Consider the following 20,687-nt stretch of genomic DNA (forward strand, 5'->3'; position numbering starts at 1 on the left):
GGGAGGACAGGCCCCGGCGCCGCGAGGCGCCGGGGCCCTCTGGTTCCGGGAAAGCCGCCGGCGGCGATACGCGTCGGCAGTCGCCGTCGACGGTTCCGGTTCCGGGAGCGGCGGTGTGCGGTTCATGGGCCCCGGCGCACGATTCACGGGCGGCCGGAACCCCGGCCACCACCCTCCGGTACGCATGCCGGACCTGCCGGACCTGCCAGTACGACGGGCGCATGCACCTGCTCCCTCCCCGACCGCGCGGCCAGGTGGCCGACACTCTCAGGTATGCCTCAGCCACAGCCTGGCACGGGATCCGTCCGGGCGCTGCCATTCCGGACGGAAACAAGCGGCGGACGAGCCGCCTCAACGCTCCGGCGGCTCCCCGGCCGCGAAATCCGGCCGAGCAGCGCCCCGACAGCGCGTATTCGGCCGCCGGGTGTCCGCTCGACCGCGTCCCACCGGCCGACGCCCCCTCAGCGGCGCCGGACGGCAGTGGTTCCCCCCAGGGAGACTCTCAGCGCTTGGCCACGAACACGTGCGAGGCGACCTCGGTGTCCAGCTCCGCCGCCTCACCGCTGCTGCCGACCAGCACGCCGCCGGGCGACTGGGTCACGCTGACCACGGAACCGGGCTGCACACCCGCGCGCCGCAGCGTGTACATCAGCTGGGCGTCCGTCTGGATCGGCTCACCGATCCGGCGCACGACCACCGTCTTGCCGTCCGCCCCCGGGTCGAGCTCCGACAGGCTCACCATGCCCTCGTCGAGGAACGGGTCGGCCTCGGCCTTCTCGCCCAGCTCCTCCAGGCCCGGGATCGGATTCCCGTACGGCGACTCCGTCGGGTGGCGCAGCAGCTCCAGCACCCGCCGCTCCACCGCCTCGCTCATCACATGCTCCCAGCGGCACGCCTCGGCGTGGACCTGCTCCCACTCCAGGCCGATCACATCGACGAGCAGGCACTCGGCGAGCCGGTGCTTGCGCATCACGCGCGTCGCCAGGCGGCGCCCCTCGTCGGTCAGCTCCAGGTGCCGGTCGCCCGCGACCTGCACCAAGCCGTCACGCTCCATCCGTGCCACCGTCTGGCTTACCGTCGGACCGCTCTGGTCCAGCCGTTCCGCGATCCGGGCGCGCATGGGGACCACGCCTTCCTCTTCGAGTTCGAGGATGGTGCGGAGATACATCTCCGTGGTGTCGATCAGTCCGGACATTCGTGCCCCTCGATGCTGTGACAGGAAAACGTCGTAAGCGCTGCGCGCTGGCCCTCCTTCAATTCTGACGCATACCGCCGACAACCGTGCCGGGCCGGTCGAACACCGTGCGGCGGAGCCGGGCAGGCGGTATTGACATGTCACTGGTCCAGACCGCAACGTGATCGCGGCACGGACACCCGTGAACACTTCCCCCGCCGGAAAGGGCTCCTCGATGAGCGACAGCAAGCTGGCCGGTCAGTTCTTCGACGCAGCGATCGGTCTGCTGGAGCGGGTACGCGACGAGGAGTCCGGCAACGTCGCGGCCGCCGGTGCCGCGATCGCCGACACCGTCGAGGCGGGCGGCAGGCTCTTCGCCTTCGGCGCCGGACACTCCTCGCTCGCCGCGCAGGACGTCGTCTACCGGGCGGGCGGCCTCGCCCTGATGAACCTGATGGCCGTACCGGGGACGGTCGGCGTCGACGTCATGCCCGCGACACTCGGCTCCGCGCTGGAGCGGGTCGACGGACTGGCGGGCGCCGTGCTGGACTCCAGCCCCGCCGCGGCCGGCGACATCCTCGTGATCATCTCGCTCTCCGGACGCAACGCCCTCCCGGTGGAGATAGCGCTGAACGCACGGGCGCTCGGCCTGAAGGTCATCGGCGTGACATCGGTGGCGTACGCGGACGGCACCCGCTCCCGGCACAGCTCGGGCGGCTTCCTGCGGGACCACTGCGACATCGTGCTCGACAGCAAGATCGCCATCGGCGACGCGGAGCTGAGGCTCGAGGGCATCGAGGCACCGTTCGCCCCCGCGTCGACGGTCGTCACCAGCGCGCTGATGCAGGCCATGATGGCCGCCGCGGCGGAGCAGCTGGTGGCCCGGGGCATCGAGCCGCCCCTGCTGCGCTCGGGGAACGTCGACGGCGGCCATGAATGGAACGGCCGCGTGATGACGGAGTACCGGGACCGGATCTTCTATCGCCGCTGATCGCGCCGGGCCGCGGGCCGCCCCGCTACGGGCACGTCGGCAGCACGACCCGGACCGTCAGGCCGCCGCCCGGGTTCGCCGTCGCACTCGCCTCGCCGCCGTGCGCCCTCGCGATCGACGCCACGATGGAGAGCCCCAGGCCGGCTCCCTCGCCGGGAGCGTGGCGGCGGGCCTGCGCCCGGCGGAACGGCTCGAACAGCAGCGGCACGGTCGCCGCTTCCACCACCGGCCCGGTGTTGGCGACCTCCAGACCGCCCGATCCCACCCGGATCCGTACCGTCCCGCCGGGATGGTTGTGGCGCAGCGCGTTGGCGACCAGGTTGTGCACGAGATGGCCCAGCAGGACCGGGTCGCCCTCGGCCGGCAGTGGCCGGGCCTGAGCCTCGACGGTGATGGAACGGTTCTTCGCCTCCGGCTCCAGCGCCTCGGTCACCGTGGCCGCGATCGCGTCCAGTTCGACCCGTTCGCGCCGCCGCAGGCCCTCGTCACAGACCGCGAGGAGCAGCAGTCCCTCGATGAGCTGCTCGCTGTCGGCGGCGGTGTCGATGAGTTTGTCCCGGATCCAGGCGACCTTCTCGGGCGGCGGGTCGTCGGCGAGGCCGATCTCGGCTGCGGCCCGCTGCACGGCGAGCGGGGTGCGCAGCTCGTGGGCGGCGTTGGCGGCGAACCGCTGGCGGGCGGCGACCAGCTCCTCGATCCGGTCGAGCATCCCGTCGAAGGTGTCGGCCAGTTCCTTGAGCTCGCCGGGCGGGGCCTTCAGCGCGAGGCGTTCGTGCAGGTTGCTGCCGGAGAGCCGGCGGGCGCGGGCGGTGATGACGCCGACCGGCCGCAGCACCCGGCCCGCCATCCACCAGGCGAGCACGACGGAGAGCGCCGAGTAGACGGCGAGGGAGGCCCCGGAAACCGTCAGCAGCTGGTTGAGCGCGGCGTCCCCGGCCGCGGTGGTGACCCTCTTCGCCACCGCGTACTGCCCGGGTTCCATGACCACGGTCTGCGCCCAGTCCGACGACGACGGCTCGGGCATGGCGGCCACGCCCGACCGGACGGCGGAGGCGGTGGCCCCGTCGGGGACCGCCGGGGCCACCGCTGTCAGCACACTGGCATAGAGGCGCTCGCTGACCAGCAGGTAGACCAGCCCCATCAGCAGGGCGCCGGCCAGCACCAGCAGTCCGCCGTACAGCGCGGTGAGCCGGGCGCGCTCGCTCCTCACCGGCGCTCCCCCGGCCGGTCCGCGGGGCCGTCGTCCGGCTGGTCCGCCGACCCGCTCACCGGTCCGGCCGCGGGGCCGTGGTGCCCCGGCCTGTCCGCGAGGCCGTCCCCGATGCGGTAGCCGGCCCCCGGGACCGTCTCGATCACCGGGGGCGCGCCCAGTTTGGCGCGGAGCTTGGACAGGGTGACCCGGACCGCGTTGGTGCGGTAGCTGGTGTCCCCCTCCCACACCTCCTCGATCAGGTCGTCGCCGCTGACGACCGCGCCCTCGGCCCGCAGCAGGGCCTCCAGCACGGCGAACTCCTTGCGGGAGAGCGAGAGGTAGCGGCCGTCGCGGCAGACCTGGCGGCGGGCGGTGTCGAGCGTCAGCCCGGCCCGCTCCAGGACCGGCGGGAGAGCGGGGCGGGCACGGCGGCCGAGCGCCAGGACCCGGGCGAGGAGTTCGTCGTACGCGAACGGCTTGGTCAGGTAGTCGTCGGCCCCGAGCCCGAGGCCGGCCACCCGGTCCCTTACCGTCCCGGACGCGGTGAGCATCAGGATCCGGGTCAGCAGGCGCATGCCGACGACCCGCCGGCACACCTCGTCGCCGTGCAGCCCCGGCAGATCGCGGTCGAGGATCATCACGTCGTACGCGCCGAACCGAAGCCGGTCCAGCGCCGCCCGGCCGTCGGGGGCGATGTCCACCGCGACGGCGTCGCGGCGCAGCCCCTCGGCGATCATCCCCGCCAGGAATTCCTCGTCCTCCACCACCAGCACACGCATGCGCCCTGTTTAGCCCAAAGCGATGTTTCGTCGGTGTAAGCATCCGGGCTGAGAGAAACGAAACCGCGTCCTCGCGCACGCTCGAGCCGTACGTATCCGGCCTGTCAGCAACGGACGAGGAGTCCTCATGAACCCGGTTATTTCCCGCCGGACCACCTCCCGCACGCAGAGCCGCGGCGTCGTCGCCGCCTGCCTGATCGCCGCCGTCGTCCTGTCTGCCACCGCCTGCTCGGGCGACGGCGGCGGAAGCGGAAGCGGAACCAAGAGCGGCGGATCCGCTTCGGGCACCAAGAAGACGAACGAGGACCAGGCCCTGGAGCACCGCAAGTGTCTGCGGGAGCACGGCCTGGACGTCGCGGAGCCGAAGCCGGGCGAGGACAGCCGCGGAATAACCATCGGCAACGGCGGCAAGAGCAAGACAGAGATGGAGAAGGCGTTCAAGGCCTGCCAGGACAAGGCGGTCGGCGGCGGACCCAAGGAGCTCACCCAGGCCGAGAAGGACAAGATGCTCGCCTTCGCCCGGTGCATGCGCAAGAACGGCATCGACATGCCCGACCCGAAGTTCGACGGCGGGATGGCGCAGGCGCCCGCCGTACAGCAGAAGGACATGAAGAAGTTCGAGAAGGCCAACGCGGCGTGCGAAAGTGCCGGGCGGTGAGGCGCGGACGCGTCATGGTGGCCGCTGCGGCGGTCCTCACCGTGGCAGCCGGGTCACTGGCTCTCACCCAGTTCGGCTCCGCCGGGGAGACGGGCGGCCCGAGGAACACCGGGCTGCCCCCGGCCACCGCCGCGGTCGAGCGCCGCGACCTGCGCGACAGCGCCCAGGCGGACGGAACGCTCGGCTACGACAAGCAGCGCAAGATCAACGCGGGCGCGGCAGGCACCATGACCTGGACCCCGCGCACCGGCTCGACCGTCAAGCGGAACGAGCGGCTGTACGAGGTCGACGGCCGGGCGGTGTGGCTGATGTACGGCGCGGGGCCGATGTACCGGACGCTGAAGCCCGGCGACCGGGGCCGGGACGTGGAGCAGCTGGAGCGCAACCTCGCGGAGCTCGGCTACACCGGCTTCACCCCGGACGACGAGTACACCGAGCTGACCGCGGCCGCCGTCAAGCGCTGGCAGAAGTCCCACGACAGCGAGCGGACCGGAACGGTGGGGCCGCAGGACATCGCCTTCGCTCCGGCGGAGGTCCGGATCAAGAGCGTCGAGGCAGCCGTCGGCGAACTGGCCCAGCCCGGCGCTCCGGTCCTCACCACGACCGGCTCCGAGCGCATCGTGACGTTCGAGCTCGACGTCGCCGAGACCCAGCTCGCCAAGGCGGGCACCAAGGTCACCGTCGATCTGCCGGACGGCAGCAGCGCGGCCGGGTCGGTCTCCTCGGTCGGCCGGACGGCGAAGCCCGGCAAGAACCCGCAGGACAACAGCCCCAAGGTCACCCTGACCGTCTCCTTCGACAAGCCGGACCAGGTCGGCGGCTTCGACCAGTCGCCGGTCACGGTGAACCTGACCGGCGAACTGCACAAGAACGTCCTCAGCGTCCCGGTGAACGCGCTGCTCGCGCTGCCCGGCGGCGGCTTCGGCCTCCAGGTCGTCCAGGACGGCACGGTCCGCGAGGTGAAGGTCGAGCTCGGCATGTTCGCCGAGGGCCGGGTCGAGGTGTCCGGCGGCGGGCTGCGCGAGGGCATGAAGGTCGGGGTGCCGAAAGTATGAGCACGGTCGTCGGCCTCAGCGGCGTCACCAAGGAGTACCCGGGCCCGGTCGCCGCCCTGCGCGGGGTGGACCTCACCGTCGAGGAGGGCGAACTCCTCGGCATCGTCGGCCCGTCCGGCTCCGGCAAGTCCACGCTGCTGCACATCATCGGCACCCTGGACCGCCCCACCGCCGGGTCCGTCCACATCGCGGGGCACGACGTGGCGGCGCTCTCCGACCGCAGGCTCTCCGCGCTGCGTGCCCAGCACGTCGGCTTCGTCTTCCAGGCGTTCCACCTGGTGCCGGGCGTCAGCGCCCGCGACAACGTCGCGGAGGGCCTGCTGTACTCGGGCCTCTCCCGTACCGTACGCCGCCGCAAAGCCGCCGCCGCGCTGGAGCGGGTCGGGCTCGCCGACCGCCTCGACCACAAGCCGCACCAGCTCTCCGGCGGACAGAAACAGCGGGTCGCCATCGCGCGGGCCGTCGTGGGGGAACCCGCGCTGCTGCTGGCCGACGAACCGACCGGGGCGCTCGACTCGGCGTCCGGGGAAGCGGTGATGAAGCTGCTGCGCGACCTCAACCGGGAGGGCGCCACCATCGCGGTCATCACGCACGACACCGAGATCGCCCGGGACCTGCCGCGCGAGGTGCGCATCCGGGACGGCCAGGTGGTCGCGGACGTACGCAACCCGTCCGCGGACGCACGCGATCAGCCCCCGGGCATGCGCGATCCGTCCGCGGATGTGCGCGACATCTCCGGAAACGGCCGCTCGCCCGCCACGACGGGAGCGGACCGGTGAGGGCGCGGCGCGCGGACCGCGGCGCCGACGGCCGGGGGCGTCTCAAAGCGGCCCGGCTCGGCCCCCGGGACGTGCTGCACGTCGGCTCGGCGGGACTACGCAACCGGCCGATGCGGGTCGTGCTCTCCGCCCTGGGCATCGCCATCGGCATCGCGACGATGATCTCGGTCGTGGGCATCTCCGCCTCCAGCCAGGCCCAGCTGCTCCGGGAGCTCGACAAGCTGGGCACCAACCTGCTCGTGGCCTCCCCCGGCGATTCGATGTTCGCCGGGCAGGACGTCAAGCTGCCCGAGGACGCGGTCGGGATGGTGGGCCGCATCAAGGGCGTCCAGGAGGTGGGCGCGACCGCCGACCTCGACACGACCGCACGCCGCCACGAGAAGATCGACAAGGACGACACGGGCGGGATCGTCGTCAAGGCGACCACCGGCGACCTGCTGCGGGTGCTGCGCGGCGAGGTCCACAGCGGCAGCTGGCTCAACAACGCGACCGGACGCTACCCCTCCGTCGTGCTCGGCCATGTCTCCGCGGAGCGTCTCGGCATCACCGCTCCGGGCCAGCAGGTGTGGATCGGCAACCGGTACTTCACCGTGGTCGGCATCCTCGCCCCGCTGCCGCTCGCCCCGGAGATCGAACGCTCCGCACTGGTCGGCTGGGAGGGTGCGAAGCGCCTGCTCGGCTTCGAGGGCCACCCGACGTCGGTGTACGAGCGCTCGGCCGACGCGGCGGTGCAGGACGTGCGCAAGGTCATGGCGGCGACGGTCGACCCGCAGAACCCGCAGAACGTGAAGGTCACCGACCCGTCGTCGGCGCTCCAGGCCAAGGCGGCGACCGAGGGGGCGTTCAGCAGCCTGCTGCTGGGCCTGGGCGGCATCGCGCTGCTCGTCGGCGGCGTCGGGGTGGCCAACACCATGATCATCTCAGTGCTGGAGCGACGGTACGAGATCGGGCTGCGCCGCTCGCTCGGCGCGACCCGGGGCCAGATCCGCGTCCAGTTCGTCACGGAGTCGCTGATGCTCTCCGGCCTGGGCGGCCTGGCGGGCGTGGCGCTCGGCGCGGCAGCGACCGGGGTGTACGTGTACTCCGGCGGGCTGCCCTGGGTGGTGCCGCCGTGGGCGGTCGGTGGCGGCTTCGGAGCGACGCTGGTGATCGGCACGATCGCGGGCCTCTACCCGGCCGTGCGGGCGTCCCGTCTCTCACCGACGCTGGCGCTGCACGCGGCGTGAGGACGGCCCCGGCCGGGGTCGGTGCCGGGCTCCACGCCGGGGCCCGGCACACCCTGGCCGGACCGCGTCTCCTACGGCCGCTTCGTCACCTGCGCCAGGTCCACCGCCGCCGCCACCCGCACCGCCACGCTCTCCGCGTACGCCGCGTCGGGGCGTTCGAAGGCGGCGCGGTGGGCGGAGCGCAGGAACGTCACCACGCCCAGCGTGCGCCCCCGGCTCCGCAGCACCGCGCACAGCGCGTGCACGGCGTCGCCCGGCCACTGCCGCTCGGCCGCCCACACCGCGGCCCCGGACCCGGCATCCGCGCTCGCCCGCACCGACCCCGTACGGTCCACCGCCTGGAGGGCCGGATGCCCCGCCGCGTACCGCAGCGGAATGGAACCGCCGGCCACCGGCAGGCACGGCCCCGGCTCACCGGCAGGGGTCGCCGCCACCCGCACCAGCCGCTCCCCCGCCACCACATCGACCAGTGCGTGGTCCGCGAAGCCCGCGAGCGCGTAGTCCAGGTAGGACGTCGCCGCCTCCATCGGGTCCTCGCACTCGGACGCCGACCGCGAGGCCCGGTGCAGCTGGTTCGACCGGAACCGCATCCGGGCCGCCTCCTGCGCCGCCAGCTTCTCCTCCGTCACGTCCTGGAACAGCCAGCCCACCCCCAGCGGAACCGGCTCCTCGGCGAGCGGCGAGGCCAGCTGCAGAAATCCGCTGCGCCAGCACCGCCGCCGCTGCCCCTCCGCCGTCCGCAGCGTCACCCACAGCTCGGCGGGCGCCGGTGGTGCGCCCTCGGCGAGCACATGCTGCAACGCGCCCTCCAGGTCCTCGACGCCCTGCACGATCAGCTCGCCCAGCGGGCGCCCCAGCAGCGTCGTACGGCCGCCGCCCAACGCCCGCGCCGCGTGCGCGTTGACGATCGTCGGCCGCAGATCCGCGTCGACCAGCACCACACCCCAGGACGCGTCCTCGAACAACGCCTCGCTCAGCGCGATCGACCGTTCCAGATCGATCTGCGCATGCACCTCGCTGAATGCGCAGTACACCCCGGCCGGTCTGCCGTCCGCGCCCCGGACCCCGGCCGACTGGGTCCGCACCAGCACCCGCCCGCCGTCCTTCCGCAGCAGCGCGAACTCATGCACCCGACGCCCCGGCGCATCCATCGCCGCCATCAGCCGCCCCTGCACCTCCACCGCGTCCGCCCGCCGCACCGCCCACCCGGCGAACCCGGGCCGACCCACGGCCTCCTGGGCGGACCAGCCCAGGATCCGCTCGGCCTCGCGGTTCCAGTGGGTGATCGTGCCGTCCGCGTCGAACGCGCAGAGCGCGGCGTCCATCCCGTCGAGCAACGCCGCGAGCAACTCGGCCCCGGGCCCCGCCCCCGGCCCCTCGTCGGGTCCGAGCGCGTCGGCCGTTCCACTGCTTGTGGACGCACTCACCCCATACCCCCCGCAGGACGCATCCGGCATTTCCGCACGTCAGACCATTGAACTCGAAGGTGACCCGGCACACACCGACTTCCCGGAAATCGACCGGCGCATTAATTCGCTTGTGCGGTGCCGGGGACGTTCCTAGGCTGCTGCCACACGTGAAAGGAGGTGTTCCGGAAGTGATTTCTTCTCGGACTCGTGAGGTGGCTGCGGGCTGACGCCCGTTGTCGCGCACTTTGCAGTGCAGGCCGGACGTCGGCCAATCCCAAGCAGTCACCGACCCGCAGGCTCGCCGGTAAGTCCGGCCGGCTCCTCCGCAAGGAGGGTCCAGAGCCTGCGGGTCTCTGCATGTCCAGATGGGGCTGGGCTGCTACGGGCACAGGCGCTCCACGCGCCAGTCCTCGCTGCCTTCCTCGCGTACGTACCGCAGCCGGTCGTGCAACCGGTTCTCGTGTCCCTGCCAGAACTCGATCGTGTCGGGGACGACGCGGAAACCGCCCCAGTCCGGGGGCGCGGGGACCTGTTGGCCCTCGGGGTAGCGGGCCGCGAGCTCCTCGTAGCGGGTGAGCAGCTCCTCTCGGGAGCCGATCACCGTCGACTGGGGGCTCGCCCAGGCGCCGAGCTGGGAGCCGTGCGGGCGGGTGCGGAAGTAGGCGGCCGTCTCGTCGCGGCCGACGCGGTCCGCCCGGCCGGTGACGATGACCTGGCGGGCCATCGGGTGCCAGGGGAAGAGCAGCGAGACGTACGGGTTGGCGGTCAGCTCGCGGCCCTTGCGGGATTCGTAGTTGGTGAAGAAGACGAAGCCCCGCTCGTCGTACTTCTTCAGCAGCACGGTGCGCGAGGAGGGCCGGCCCTCGGGGGTGGCGGTGGAGACCACCATGGCGTTGGGCTCGTGGAGCAGCCCGCCGACGGCGACCTGCCGGAACCAGTGGGCGAACTGCTGCATCGGGTCGGCGGCCAGCGTGTCCTCGGTGAAGCCCTCGGAGCGGTACTGCTCGCGCATCGCGGCCGGATCGGTGATGGAATCGGAGGGTGAATCTGCGGTGGGCACGGGGTCATCCTGCCGCAGCGGCGGGCCGGGCCCGGCAAGGAGGGTGGCGCGGGAGCGGGGCCGATTCGAGGTCCTGTGCCGGATGTCACGCTTCCCGTGTCCCGGGTGACCCGCCAGTATCTGAGGCAGGCCACTGTGGCCCGCGCAGAGCCGTCGACCGAGGGAGCCGCCATGTCCGACTTCGTACCGGGACTAGAGGGAGTCGTCGCGTTCGAGACGGAGATCGCCGAACCGGACAAGGAAGGCGGTGCGCTCCGTTACCGGGGCGTCGACATCGAGGATCTCGTCGGCCATGTGTCGTTCGGCAACGTCTGGGGCCTGCTGGTCGACGGGGCGTTCAACCCCGGTCTGCCGCCGGCCGAGCCTTTCCCGATCCCGGTGCACTCCGGGGACATCCGGGTCGATGTGCAGTCCGCGCTGGCGATGCTCGCCCCCGTGTGGGGTCTGAAGCCGCTGCTCGACATCGACGAGGAGACGGCCCGCAACGATCTGGCGCGGGCCGCCGTGATGGCGCTGTCGTACGTCGCCCAGTCGGCGCGCGGGCAGGGGCTGCCGATGGTCCCGCAGAGCGAGATCGACAAGGCGAACTCCGTGGTCGAGCGGTTCATGATCCGCTGGCGGGGCGAGCCGGACCCCAAGCACGTGAAGGCCGTCGACGCGTACTGGACGTCGGCCGCCGAGCACGGCATGAACGCCTCGACGTTCACCGCCCGCGTCATCGCGTCGACCGGCGCCGATGTGGCGGCGGCGCTGTCGGGTGCGGTGGGTGCCATGTCGGGTCCGCTGCACGGTGGCGCGCCGTCCCGGGTGCTCGGCATGATCGAGGAGATCGAGCGGAGGGGCGATGCCACCGCGTACGTGAAGAAGGCCCTGGACAAGGGCGAGCGGCTGATGGGCTTCGGGCACCGGGTCTACCGGGCGGAGGACCCGCGGGCGCGGGTGCTGCGGCGTACTGCCGAGGAGTTGGGCGCGCCGCGCTTCGAGGTGGCGCAGGCGCTGGAGAAGGCCGCGCTGGAGGAGCTGCACGCGCGGCGCCCGGACCGGGTGCTGGCGACGAACGTGGAGTTCTGGGCGGCGATCATGCTGGACTTCGCGGAGGTTCCGGCGCACATGTTCACGTCGATGTTCACGTGTGCCCGTACGGCGGGCTGGTCGGCGCACATCCTGGAGCAGAAGCGGACGGGCCGGCTGGTGCGTCCTTCGGCGCGTTACGTGGGTCCGGGCTCGCGTGATCCGCGGGAGATCGAGGGGTACGACCAGCTCGCGGCTCTGGGGAACTGAGCGCCGGTTTTGGTCAGACGGCTTTTGCGGACGGCTTTCTAGAGCTTGCCGCGGAGGGTGACGGTGCGGTGTCCGCCGAGGTGGCGCCGCACCTCCTGCTCGAAGTCGTGGGTCAGCTCAGCCCAGTTCCAGAACGTGAGGCCGAGCTGCCCGCAGGCGTAGTAGTCGTCCTCCCAGCTCCATCGGGCGATGCCGGAGGGCCGGTGGCAGGCGGGGCATTCCACGGCTCCTTCGCCGCCCTTCTCCCAGTCCGCGAACCGGCCCGCGAAGGGTTCCCAGGCGCCGTCGACCGGGGTCCAGGTGTCGTCGACCAGGCGAATCCCGGTGGCGCAGAGCGGGCAGGTGGCGGCTTGGGGCTCGCCCTGGCCGCTGTCGAAGACGGTTCTTCCGGTCGTGATGTGGAGGCCGTTGCTCCAGAGCTCGACCGGTTCCGGGTCGTCGACGGCCCTGGCGTAGTGCGGTCCGGGCGGGTTGCCGTGGCCGTCCCCGCCGAGGACACAGTCGGTGCGCTCGGCCGCGACGATCCCGTCGGCGACCAGCCGGTCAAGGAGCCCGGCGCCGAGCCGTGCGGCGTCCTGCTCGGTGGCGTCGAGGTCGACGATGGTCTGGAAGTAGTCGCCCACAGGTCCCCCGCGGTCAGTCGAGTACGTCGTCCAGCAGCAGCGCCCACTGTGCCACGACCCTCTGACGCCGGGCCGTGTCGTCGGTGAGGACGTTGGCCAGGCCCAGGCCCCGGGCCATGTCGAGGAGGCCCTGGACGGTTTCGCGTACGCCGGGCTTCGTCTCGTCGGCGACGAGGAGTTCGACGGCGATGCGGTGGGTCTCGCGGCCGACGCGGGCTTCGAGTTCGGTGACGCGGGGGCGGAGTTGTGCCTCGTTGGAGGCGGCCACCCACAGTTGGAGCGCGGCGCGGAAGAGCGGGCCGGTGTAGAGGTCGACGAGGGCGGCGACGACGTCCCTGCGCCCCTGGACGGGCAGGGCGCGCAGGGCGGCGGAGCGTTCCTCGGCGACGTACTCGACGGCTGCGGTGAACAGGTCCTCGCGGGTGGGGAAGTGGTGCTGGGCGGCGCCGCGCGAGACGCCCGCGCGTTCGGCGACGACGGAGACCGTGGAGCCCGCCCAGCCGTGCTCGGCGAGGCAGGCGACGGCCGCTTCGAGGAGCCGGCGGCGGGTGGCGCGGCTGCGGTCCTGCTTGGGGGTCCGGTCGGTGGGGGGCGTCACGGGGAACCTCCGAGAATGCCCTGGTCTTCGGGCCGGGAAGGATTAGGGCTCCTGTGGAGCAGGGCAGGGAAAGGTGATTCGCCGTCAGGGTGATTCGCTGTCCATCCCAGTCGCGACACGACCGCTCTCCAAGCGGTGCACGATTTCGGAATTGAGGGATCTGCGGGCGGACTTGGCCTCCTCGACCAGCCGGGCATGGAGGTCGGCGGGCAGCCTGAGCGTGACGCGCACTTCGTGATCCATGTCACGAACTCTAGTGGTACCGTGGTGTCATGGTGACACCAGATGCGCTCAAAGATACCGGGCATGCCCGGTACGCGTATCGGCTTCGTGTGTCGTCGACTGCTCATGCGGCGCTGATGGCGGAGTGGGGCCGGTGCCGGTGGATTCCGTCTCGTGCATCCCGCGCACACCACTATGGACTGCGCTTCGTGCGGAGCGAGAACCAAGCACGCACTCCCTCTTTCGGAACGCATCTACACCTGTGCCGCGTGCGGAGCCGTGTCCCCCAGGGACAAGAACTCCGCCCACGTGATGCTCATCCGGGCTGGTCTGAATCCGGCTGGTGTTGAGGGCATAGGACCTTCCGGAGCGCCGCTCCGGAAGGCGGCCTGAGCCAGAAATCCCCTCCTTCAGGGAAGGGGAGCAGTCAAAACACCCATGCGGGGTCCCGTCGTTCGAGGAAGGCCGTCATTCCTTCCCGGGCCTCGGCGGAGGCGAAGAGGGCCGCCGACCGGGCGATGAGGTCTTCGGCATGCTGGTCGAAGTTGCTCAGCACAGTAGCTGTGACCAGCTCCTTCGACGCCGCCAGCCCCTGCGGGGACGCCTTGCGCAGGCCGTCCAGGACGGGGGCGAGTGCCTGGTCGACGTCCTCGGCGTCCTCGGCGTCCTCGGCGGGCCCGGCGGCGAGCGTGATCAGGCCGATGCGGGCGGCTTCGGTTGCGTCGAAGCGTTCGCCGGTGAGGTAGTAGCGGGCGGCGGCGCGCGGGTCGGTGCGGGGCAGCAGGGGCATCGAGATCACTGCGGGGGCCAGGCCCAGGCGGGATTCGGTGAGGGCGAAGGAGGCCCCCGGGCCGGCCGCCGATATGTCGCAGGCGCCGAGCAGGCCGAGGCCGCCCGCCCGTACGTGGCCGGTGACCCGGGCGACGACGGGCTTGGGCAGGGCGACGATGCGCCGCATCAGTGCGACGAAGGCCGCCGGGTCGGGCGGTGCGGTCAGGTCGGCGCCCGCGCAGAAGGTGTTGCCGGTGTGGGTGAGGACGACGGCCCGTACGGTGTCGTCGGCCGCGCAGGCGTCCAGGGCGGCGGTGAGCTCGCCGACCAGGGCCGCGGAGAGTGCGTTGCGGTTGGCGGGCGAGTCGAGGGTGAGTGTGGTGATGCCCCTGTCGTGGGTGGGGTCGGCGAGCGCCGTCATGGTCGGTGGTCTCCTTGACCGTTGGTGGTCCTGCGGGCCTTCTCCCGGTCGCGCAGTTCGCGGCGGAGGATCTTGCCGGAGGTGGCGCGCGGGATCGCGTCGATGAATTCGGCCTGCCGGATCTTCTTGTACGGGGCGACGCGCTCGGCGACGTACGACATGACGTCGTCCGGCGTGAGGTCCGGTGCGGACGGCTGCCGGACGACGTAGGCCTTTGGGAGCTCGTTGCCGTCGGTGCCGTACACGCCGATGACGGCGGCGTCCGCGATCGAATCGTGGCCGAGGAGCAGTGCTTCGAGTTCGGCGGGGGCGACCTGGTAGCCCTTGTACTTGATGAGTTCCTTGACCCGGTCGACGACGTACAGCCAGCCTTCGGCGTCGACGTGTCCTATGTCGCCGGTGTGCACCCAGCCGTCGGCGTCGATCATGTCTGCGGTGGCCTCGGGACGGCCGAGGTAGCCCTTCATCACCTGCGGGCCGCGGATCAGGATCTCGCCGTCGGTGCCGGCCGGGGCGTCCTCGGAGCCGTCGCCGCCGAGCGGGGCGATCCGCATCTCGGTGCTGGGCAGTAGCCTGCCGACCGCGCCCGGGGGCGGGTTCTCGGCGGCGAGCGGGACGACATGGGTGCCGGGCGAGAGTTCCGTCATGCCGTACGCCTGGCGCACCGGCGGCAGTCCCAGGCGCCGGGAGCAGGCGGCGGCGAGCGCGGCGTCGAGCGGGGCGGCGGCGCTGACGACGTACTCCAGCGAGGAGAGGTCGTACCGCTCGACCGAGGGGTGTTTCGCGAGGGCGAGGACGATCGGCGGGGCCACGTACAGGCCGGTGATCCGGTGCTTCTCGATCGCGGCGAGGAACTGGTCCAGGTCGAAGCGTGGCAGTACGACGACGGTGGCGCCCATTCGCAGCGGGGCGTTCATCAGGGCAGTGAGCCCGTATATGTGAAAAAAGGGCAGAACGGCCAGGATGCGGGCGCCGGGGCCCATGGGGATGAAGGGGCGGAGCTGCTCCAGGTTGGTGCCCATGGAGCGGTGGGTGAGCATGACGCCCTTGGGGGTGCCGGTGGTGCCGGAGGAGTAGGGCAGGGCGGCGACGTCCTCGCCGGGATCGACGGTGACGCGGGGTTCGGGGGCGGTGGTGGCGAGCATGTCGAGTACGGAGGTGTGTCCCTCGGCCCGGTCGCAGACGAAGATCTGCTCGATCGAGCCGACGAGTGCGGAGGCCTCGCGGGCCGTCGCCAGGAGCGGGGAGACGGTGACGATCCAGCGGGCGGAGGAGTCGCGGAGCTGTTTGGCGAACTCCTCCGCCGTGGCCAGCGGGTGGACGGTGGTGACGGTGGCGCCGGCCCGGGTCGCGCCGAAGAACACGGCCGGGTAGGCGATGGTGTTGGGGCTGTGCAGGGCCAGTACGTCGCCCTTGCGCAGCCCTGCCTCGGCGAGCGCCGCGGCGATCTTGCGGTGGAAGGCGTCGAGTTGCCGGTAGGTGAGGGCGGAGCCGTCGTCCGTCCCGTCGATCAGGGCCACCGTGTCGCCGTACGCGGCGGTGGCCTCTCCCAGGACGGCGTCATGGATGGGCAGGTCGAGTACCGGTACGGCGGGGTAGTCGCTGTGGAACACGTGCACCATGGCGGGTCCCTTCGGGGCGGCGGTGCGGGAGACCGGAGCGGCTGTATCGGGGACGGACTGCCGTGGCTCAGTACGACTTGGGGAGGCCCAGGGACTGGTGGGAGACGTAGTTCAGGATCATTTCCCGGCTGACGGGGGCGATCCGGGCGACGCGGGCCGCCGTGATCAGGGACGCGAGGCCGTATTCGCGGGTGAGGCCGTTGCCGCCGAGGGTGTGCACGGCCTGGTCGACGGCCTTGACGCAGGCTTCGCCCGCCGCGTACTTCGCCATGTTCGCGGCCTCGCCGGCGCCGATGTCGTCGCCGTCGTCGTAGAGCCGGGCGGCCTTCTGCATCATCAGCCGGGCCAGTTCGAGTTCGATGTGGGCCTGGGCGAGCGGGTGGGCGATGGCCTGGTGGGAGCCGATGGGGTCCTTCCACACCTGGCGGGTCTTGGCGTAGTCGACGGCGCGGGCGAGTGCGTAGCGGCCCATGCCGATGCCGAACGCGGCGGTCATGACGCGTTCGGGGTTGAGCCCGGCGAAGAGCTGGAGGAGCCCGGCGTCCTCGTCTCCGACGAGCGCGTCGGCGGGGAGGCGTACGTCGTCGAGGACCAGCTCGAACTGCTTCTCCGGGGCCTGGAGTTCCATGTCGATCTGCGAGCGCCCGAAGCCGGGGGCGTCACGGGGGACGATGAAGAGGCAGGGCTTGAGCCGGCCGGACCGGGCGTCCTCGGTGCGGCCGACGATGAGGGTGGCGTCGGCGATGTCGACGCCGGAGACGAAGACCTTGCGGCCGGTGAGCAGCCAGTCCTCGCCGTCCTTGCGGGCGGTGGTGGTGATGCGGTGGGAGTTGGATCCGGCGTCGGGTTCGGTGATGCCGAAGGCCATGGTGAGGCTGCCGTCGGCGAGGCCGGGGAGCCACTGCTGCTTCTGGGCCTCGGTGCCGAAGCGGGCGATGACGGTGCCGCAGATCGCCGGGGAGACCACCATCATCAGCAGCGGGCTGCCGGCCGCACCCAACTCCTCCAGGACGATGGAGAGTTCGGCCATGCCGCCGCCTCCGCCGCCGTACTCCTCGGGGAGGTTCACGCCGAGGTAGCCGAGCTTGGCGGCTTCGGTCCACAGTTCGCGCGGGTGGGCGCCGTCGCGTACGACGGAGGTCATGTAGTCGCGTCCGTAGCGCTTTCCGAGTGCGGCGACGGCGGCGCGCAGGGCCTGGTGCTCTTCGGTTTCGAGGACGGTGCTCATCGCTTCGGTTCCTCCTGTACGTCTTGCACGACGGTCTGTGCGTCTTGTACGACGGCGAGCAGGGTGCCGACCTCCACCTGGAGGCCGGGTGCGGCGTGGAGTGCGGTGAGGGTGCCGGAGGCGGGGGCGAGGATGCGGTGTTCCATCTTCATCGCCTCCAGCCAGATCAGCGGCTGTCCGGCCGTGACCGCCGCCCCTTCGGCGAGCCCGTCCGCGACGCGGACGACGGTGCCGGGCATGGGGGCGAGCAGCGAGCCGGGTTCGGTGCGGTCGGTGGGGTCGGTGAAGCGGGGCAGGGCGGTGAGGGTGTACGAGCCGGTGGCGGTGTCCACGTACGCCTTGTCGCCGTGGACGGCGATGTCGTAGTGGCGGGTGATGCCGTCGGCTTCGAGGGTGACGCGGCGGGGCCGGGCGGCGACGACGCGTTCTCCGGTTTCGGGGACGGGGCCGGTGCGGGTGGTGCGGTAGGCGGCCTCGTGTTCGGTGCCGTCGGGTTCGGTGCGGTAGCGCTTGGTCCGGGGCTGGGAGGAGATGTTGCGCCAGGCGCCGAAGCGGGCCGGGCCGGCGCCGGGTGCCTGCTGCCGGGCGGCGGCGTCGGCGAGGGCGGCGGCCAGGGCGGCGAGGCGGGGTTCGGGATCGGCCTGGGCCGGGGCCCGGGTGAGGGCGTCCAGGTGGCGGTCGTAGAACCCGGTGTCGAGGCGGGCGGCGAGGAAGTCGGGGTGGCGCAGGGACCGTACGAGCAGCTCGCGGTTGGTGACCGGGCCGTGGATGCGGGCGCGTTCCAGGGCGCGGGCGAGCAGCCGTACGGCTTCGGTGCGGGTGGGGGCGTGGGCGACGACCTTGGCGAGCATCGGGTCGTAGTGGACGCCGATGGTGTCGCCGTCGGTGTACCCGGTGTCGAGGCGCAGTCCGGGTTCCCCGGGTACGTGGAACGTGTGCAGTGCTCCGGTCTGCGGCTGCCAGTCGCGGGCGGGGTCCTCGGCGTAGAGGCGGGCCTCGACGGCGTGGCCGTGCGGTGCGGGGGGTGCGGTGGTGGGCAGTGGTTCGCCTTCGGCGATGCGGAGCTGGAGGGCGACGAGGTCGAGGCCGAAGACCGCTTCGGTGACGGGGTGCTCGACCTGGAGGCGGGTGTTCATCTCCAGGAAGTACGGGCGTCCGTCGGCGGCGAGCAGGAACTCGACGGTGCCCGCGCCCTGGTAGCCGACGGCGTGCGCGGCGGCCACGGCGGCGTCGTGCAGCCGGCCCTGCAGCGCGTCGTCGAGTCCGGGGGCGGGGGCTTCCTCGATGACTTTCTGGTGGCGTCGCTGGAGCGAGCAGTCGCGGGTGCCGAGCGCCCAGACCCCGCCGTGCGCGTCGGCCATGACCTGGACCTCGACGTGCCGGCCGCGTTCCACGTACGGCTCGGCGAAGACCTCGCCGTCCCCGAAAGCGGCTGCCGCCTCCGCGGCCGCTGCCATCAACTCGGCGGGCAGTTCCGCGAGTTCGCGTACGATCCGCATCCCGCGTCCGCCGCCGCCCGCTGCCGCCTTGAGCAGCAGCGGCAGGTCGTCGGCGGTGACCCGTTCCGGGTCGACGGGGGCGAGGAGCGGCACCCCGGCGGCGGCCATCAGGCCCTTGGCACGGGTCTTGGACGCCATCAGCTCGATGGCCTTGGCCGGCGGGCCCACCCAGAGGAGTCCGGCGTCCTGCACGGCGCGGGCGAATCCGGCGTTCTCGGAGAGGAATCCGTAGCCGGGGTGGATGGCGTCGGCACCGGCCGCGAGCGCGGCGCGCACCACGAGGTCGCCGCGGAGATAGGTGTCGGCCGGGGCGGCGCCGGGCAGCCGTACGGCGGTGTCGGCCTCCCGTACGTGGAGCGCGTCGGCGTCCGCGTCGGAGTACACCGCGACGGTGGCGATGCCGAGCGCCCGGCAGGTGCGGAAGATCCGGCAGGCGATCTCGCCCCGGTTGGCGACGAGGAGGGTGCTGATCATGTCTTCCTCACATCCGGAAGATGCCGAAGCCGCCGCGGGCGCCTTCGACCGGGGCGGTGTGGATCGCGGACAGGCACATCCCCAGGACGGTCCTGGTGTCGCGCGGGTCGATGACGCCGTCGTCGTACAGCCGCCCGGAGAGGAACATGGGCAGTGACTCGGACTCGATCTGCTGCTCGACCATGGCGCGCAGTCCGGCGTCGGCCTCGGCAGCCTTGTCGTCGTATGGCAGCCCCTTCGCGGCGGCGGAGGCGCGGGCGACGATGGACAGCACCCCGGCGAGCTGCTGCGGGCCCATGACGGCGGACTTGCTGCTGGGCCAGGCGAAGAGGAAGCGCGGGTCGTAGGCCCTGCCGCACATACCGTAGTGCCCGGCCCCGTACGAGGCGCCCATCAGCACGGACAGGTGCGGGACCTTCGAGTTCGACACCGCGTTGATCATCATCGCGCCGTGCTTGATGATGCCGCCCTGCTCGTACTCCTTGCCGACCATGTAGCCGGTGGTGTTGTGGAGGAAGAGCAGCGGGATGTCGCGCTGGTTGGCGAGCTGGATGAACTGGGCGGCCTTCTGCGACTCCTCGCTGAACAGCACGCCCTGCGCGTTGGCGAGGATGCCGACGGGGTAGCCGTGGAGCCTCGCCCAGCCGGTCACCAGGCTGGTCCCGTACAGCGGCTTGAACGCGTCGAAGTCGGAGCCGTCGACGAGCCGGGCGATGACCTCGCGGGGGTCGAAGGGCACTTTCAGGTCGCCGGGCACGATGCCGATCAGCTCGTCCTCGTCGTACTTGGGCGGCTCGGCCGGGCCCGGATCGGCGTGTGCCTTGCGCCAGTTGAGACGGGCGACGATCCGGCGGGCCTGGCGCAGCGCGTCCTGCTCGTCGACGGCGAAGTGGTCGGCGAGCCCGGAGGTGCGGGCGTGCATCTCGGCGCCGCCGAGCGATTCGTCGTCGCTCTCCTCGCCGGTCGCCATCTTCACCAGGGGCGGTCCGCCGAGGAAGACCTTGGACCGTTCCTTGATCATGACGGTGTGGTCGGACATGCCGGGCACGTAGGCCCCGCCCGCGGTCGAGTTGCCGAAGACGACGGCGACGGTCGGGATGCCGGCCGCGGAGAGCCGGGTGATGTCGCGGAACAGCGCCCCGCCGGGGATGAAGATCTCCTTCTGCGAGGGGAGGTCGGCGCCGCCCGACTCGACGAGGCTGACGCAGGGCAGCCGGTTGGCGAAGGCGATCTCGTTGGCCCGCAGGGCCTTCTTCAGGGTCCAGGGGTTGGAGGCGCCGCCGCGTACGGTCGGGTCGTTGGCGGTGATCAGGCACTCCACGCCCTCGATCACCCCGATCCCGGTGATGAGGGAGGCGCCGATCGCGTAATCGCTGCCCCAGGCGGCGAGCGGCGACAGCTCCAGGAACGGGGTGTCCTCGTCGATCAGCAGCTCGATCCGCTCGCGGGCCGGCAGCTTGCCGCGCGAGCGGTGCCGTGCCATGTACTTCTCGCCGCCGCCCGCCTGCGCCTTGGTGTGCTCGCCGGACAGTTCGTCGAGCTTGGCCAGCATGGCCGTGCGGTTGGCGGCGTATTCGGGGCTCGCGGTGTCGAGCGCGGTGGGCAGGACTGTCATGCGTGCGCCT

Annotated in this window: 19 protein-coding genes and 1 pseudogene; 7 read left to right on the forward strand and 13 right to left on the reverse strand. The window is 71.9% G+C overall.

From position 1 onward, the window contains the following. Positions 1 to 502: 502 nt before the first annotated feature. Complete coding sequence (locus ACIRJP_RS10660; protein WP_351261730.1) at positions 503 to 1,195, reverse strand: metal-dependent transcriptional regulator; 693 nt, start codon at positions 1,193 to 1,195, stop codon at positions 503 to 505. A gap of 214 nt (positions 1,196 to 1,409) precedes the next feature. Here ACIRJP_RS10660 and ACIRJP_RS10665 point away from each other — a divergent pair, with 214 nt between their 5' ends. After that, positions 1,410 to 2,165 carry an SIS domain-containing protein gene (locus ACIRJP_RS10665; RefSeq protein WP_404170909.1) on the forward strand — a complete coding sequence of 252 codons (756 nt, stop codon included), beginning with the start codon at positions 1,410 to 1,412 and terminating at the stop codon, positions 2,163 to 2,165. A 25-nt stretch (positions 2,166 to 2,190) separates the two neighbouring features. Here the strand turns inward: ACIRJP_RS10665 and ACIRJP_RS10670 are convergent, their stop codons facing one another. Together ACIRJP_RS10670 and ACIRJP_RS10675 are read right to left on the reverse strand one after the other, a co-directional pair. Next, entirely contained in the window at positions 2,191 to 3,375 is a 1,185-nt protein-coding gene (locus ACIRJP_RS10670) for a sensor histidine kinase (RefSeq protein ID WP_404170912.1), read from the reverse strand. Continuing rightward, positions 3,372 to 4,136 carry a response regulator transcription factor gene (locus ACIRJP_RS10675; protein WP_404170915.1) on the reverse strand — a complete coding sequence of 255 codons (765 nt, stop codon included), beginning with the start codon at positions 4,134 to 4,136 and terminating at the stop codon, positions 3,372 to 3,374. The genes ACIRJP_RS10670 and ACIRJP_RS10675 overlap by 4 nt, the downstream gene beginning before the upstream one ends. Positions 4,137 to 4,263: 127 nt before the next feature. Between ACIRJP_RS10675 and ACIRJP_RS10680 the strand changes: the two genes are divergently transcribed. From ACIRJP_RS10680 to ACIRJP_RS10695, 4 genes are read left to right on the forward strand one after another with little or no spacing between them, the layout of a single operon-like run. Next, positions 4,264 to 4,794 carry a hypothetical protein gene (locus ACIRJP_RS10680; protein WP_404170918.1) on the forward strand — a complete coding sequence of 177 codons (531 nt, stop codon included), beginning with the start codon at positions 4,264 to 4,266 and terminating at the stop codon, positions 4,792 to 4,794. 14 nt (positions 4,795 to 4,808) lie between these two features. After that, positions 4,809 to 5,849: a peptidoglycan-binding protein gene (locus ACIRJP_RS10685; RefSeq protein ID WP_404171161.1), complete on the forward strand. Its 1,041-nt coding sequence runs from the start codon at positions 4,809 to 4,811 to the stop codon at positions 5,847 to 5,849. Further along, a complete protein-coding gene (locus tag ACIRJP_RS10690) occupies positions 5,846 to 6,628 on the forward strand; it encodes an ABC transporter ATP-binding protein (RefSeq protein WP_404170921.1) in 783 nt (260 codons plus the stop codon). The genes ACIRJP_RS10685 and ACIRJP_RS10690 overlap by 4 nt, the downstream gene beginning before the upstream one ends. Then, the gene (locus ACIRJP_RS10695) at positions 6,625 to 7,854 is read left to right on the forward strand and encodes an ABC transporter permease (protein WP_404170924.1); all 1,230 of its coding nucleotides are present in this window, start codon (positions 6,625 to 6,627) and stop codon (positions 7,852 to 7,854) included. The genes ACIRJP_RS10690 and ACIRJP_RS10695 overlap by 4 nt, the downstream gene beginning before the upstream one ends. 71 nt (positions 7,855 to 7,925) lie before the next feature. Here ACIRJP_RS10695 and ACIRJP_RS10700 read toward each other — a convergent pair whose 3' ends face one another. Together ACIRJP_RS10700 and pdxH are read right to left on the reverse strand one after the other, a co-directional pair. Then, positions 7,926 to 9,281: a PAS domain-containing protein gene (locus ACIRJP_RS10700; protein WP_404170927.1), complete on the reverse strand. Its 1,356-nt coding sequence runs from the start codon at positions 9,279 to 9,281 to the stop codon at positions 7,926 to 7,928. A 361-nt stretch (positions 9,282 to 9,642) separates the two neighbouring features. Then, the gene (gene pdxH, locus ACIRJP_RS10705; RefSeq protein WP_404171164.1) at positions 9,643 to 10,275 is read right to left on the reverse strand and encodes a pyridoxamine 5'-phosphate oxidase; all 633 of its coding nucleotides are present in this window, start codon (positions 10,273 to 10,275) and stop codon (positions 9,643 to 9,645) included. 219 nt (positions 10,276 to 10,494) lie between these two features. Between pdxH and ACIRJP_RS10710 the strand changes: the two genes are divergently transcribed. Beyond that, a complete protein-coding gene (locus ACIRJP_RS10710; RefSeq protein WP_404170930.1) occupies positions 10,495 to 11,604 on the forward strand; it encodes a citrate synthase 2 in 1,110 nt (369 codons plus the stop codon). A gap of 38 nt (positions 11,605 to 11,642) precedes the next feature. On the opposite strand, the gene ACIRJP_RS10715 is transcribed toward ACIRJP_RS10710, so the two are convergent. From ACIRJP_RS10715 to ACIRJP_RS10725, 3 genes are all read right to left on the reverse strand, one after another. After that, positions 11,643 to 12,227 (reverse strand): hypothetical protein, encoded by a 585-nt coding sequence (locus ACIRJP_RS10715; protein ID WP_404170933.1) that lies wholly within the window; start codon positions 12,225 to 12,227, stop codon positions 11,643 to 11,645. A 13-nt stretch (positions 12,228 to 12,240) separates the two neighbouring features. Then, entirely contained in the window at positions 12,241 to 12,825 is a 585-nt protein-coding gene (locus tag ACIRJP_RS10720) for a TetR/AcrR family transcriptional regulator (RefSeq protein ID WP_404170936.1), read from the reverse strand. Between the two features lie 84 nt (positions 12,826 to 12,909). Continuing rightward, positions 12,910 to 13,068, reverse strand: a complete 159-nt coding sequence (locus tag ACIRJP_RS10725; protein ID WP_404170939.1) for an Arc family DNA-binding protein — start codon at positions 13,066 to 13,068, stop codon at positions 12,910 to 12,912. Positions 13,069 to 13,215: 147 nt separating this feature from the next. On the opposite strand from ACIRJP_RS10725, the pseudogene ACIRJP_RS10730 reads away from it, so the two are divergent. Beyond that, positions 13,216 to 13,440 (forward strand): annotated as a pseudogene (locus tag ACIRJP_RS10730) (zinc ribbon domain-containing protein); the annotation flags it as partial. A gap of 34 nt (positions 13,441 to 13,474) precedes the next feature. On the opposite strand, the gene ACIRJP_RS10735 reads toward ACIRJP_RS10730, so the two are convergent. The 5 genes from ACIRJP_RS10735 to ACIRJP_RS10755 form a co-directional block, all read right to left on the reverse strand. Further along, positions 13,475 to 14,239, reverse strand: coding sequence for an enoyl-CoA hydratase family protein (locus ACIRJP_RS10735; RefSeq protein WP_404170942.1), 765 nt, complete (start codon positions 14,237 to 14,239; stop codon positions 13,475 to 13,477). Further along, entirely contained in the window at positions 14,236 to 15,861 is a 1,626-nt protein-coding gene (locus ACIRJP_RS10740; RefSeq protein WP_404170945.1) for a 4-coumarate--CoA ligase family protein, read from the reverse strand. Before ACIRJP_RS10740 ends, ACIRJP_RS10735 begins: the two co-directional genes overlap by 4 nt. Before the next feature lie 67 nt (positions 15,862 to 15,928). Continuing rightward, positions 15,929 to 17,089 (reverse strand): acyl-CoA dehydrogenase family protein, encoded by a 1,161-nt coding sequence (locus ACIRJP_RS10745; RefSeq protein ID WP_404170948.1) that lies wholly within the window; start codon positions 17,087 to 17,089, stop codon positions 15,929 to 15,931. Next, complete coding sequence (locus ACIRJP_RS10750; RefSeq protein WP_404170950.1) at positions 17,086 to 19,062, reverse strand: biotin carboxylase N-terminal domain-containing protein; 1,977 nt, start codon at positions 19,060 to 19,062, stop codon at positions 17,086 to 17,088. The genes ACIRJP_RS10745 and ACIRJP_RS10750 overlap by 4 nt, the downstream gene beginning before the upstream one ends. 7 nt (positions 19,063 to 19,069) lie before the next feature. Next, positions 19,070 to 20,677 (reverse strand): acyl-CoA carboxylase subunit beta, encoded by a 1,608-nt coding sequence (locus tag ACIRJP_RS10755; protein WP_404170952.1) that lies wholly within the window; start codon positions 20,675 to 20,677, stop codon positions 19,070 to 19,072. Between the last annotated feature and the right edge of the window lie 10 nt (positions 20,678 to 20,687).

The organism is Streptomyces sp. NPDC102437, from assembly GCF_044765565.1.
Lineage (GTDB): Bacteria > Actinomycetota > Actinomycetes > Streptomycetales > Streptomycetaceae > Streptomyces.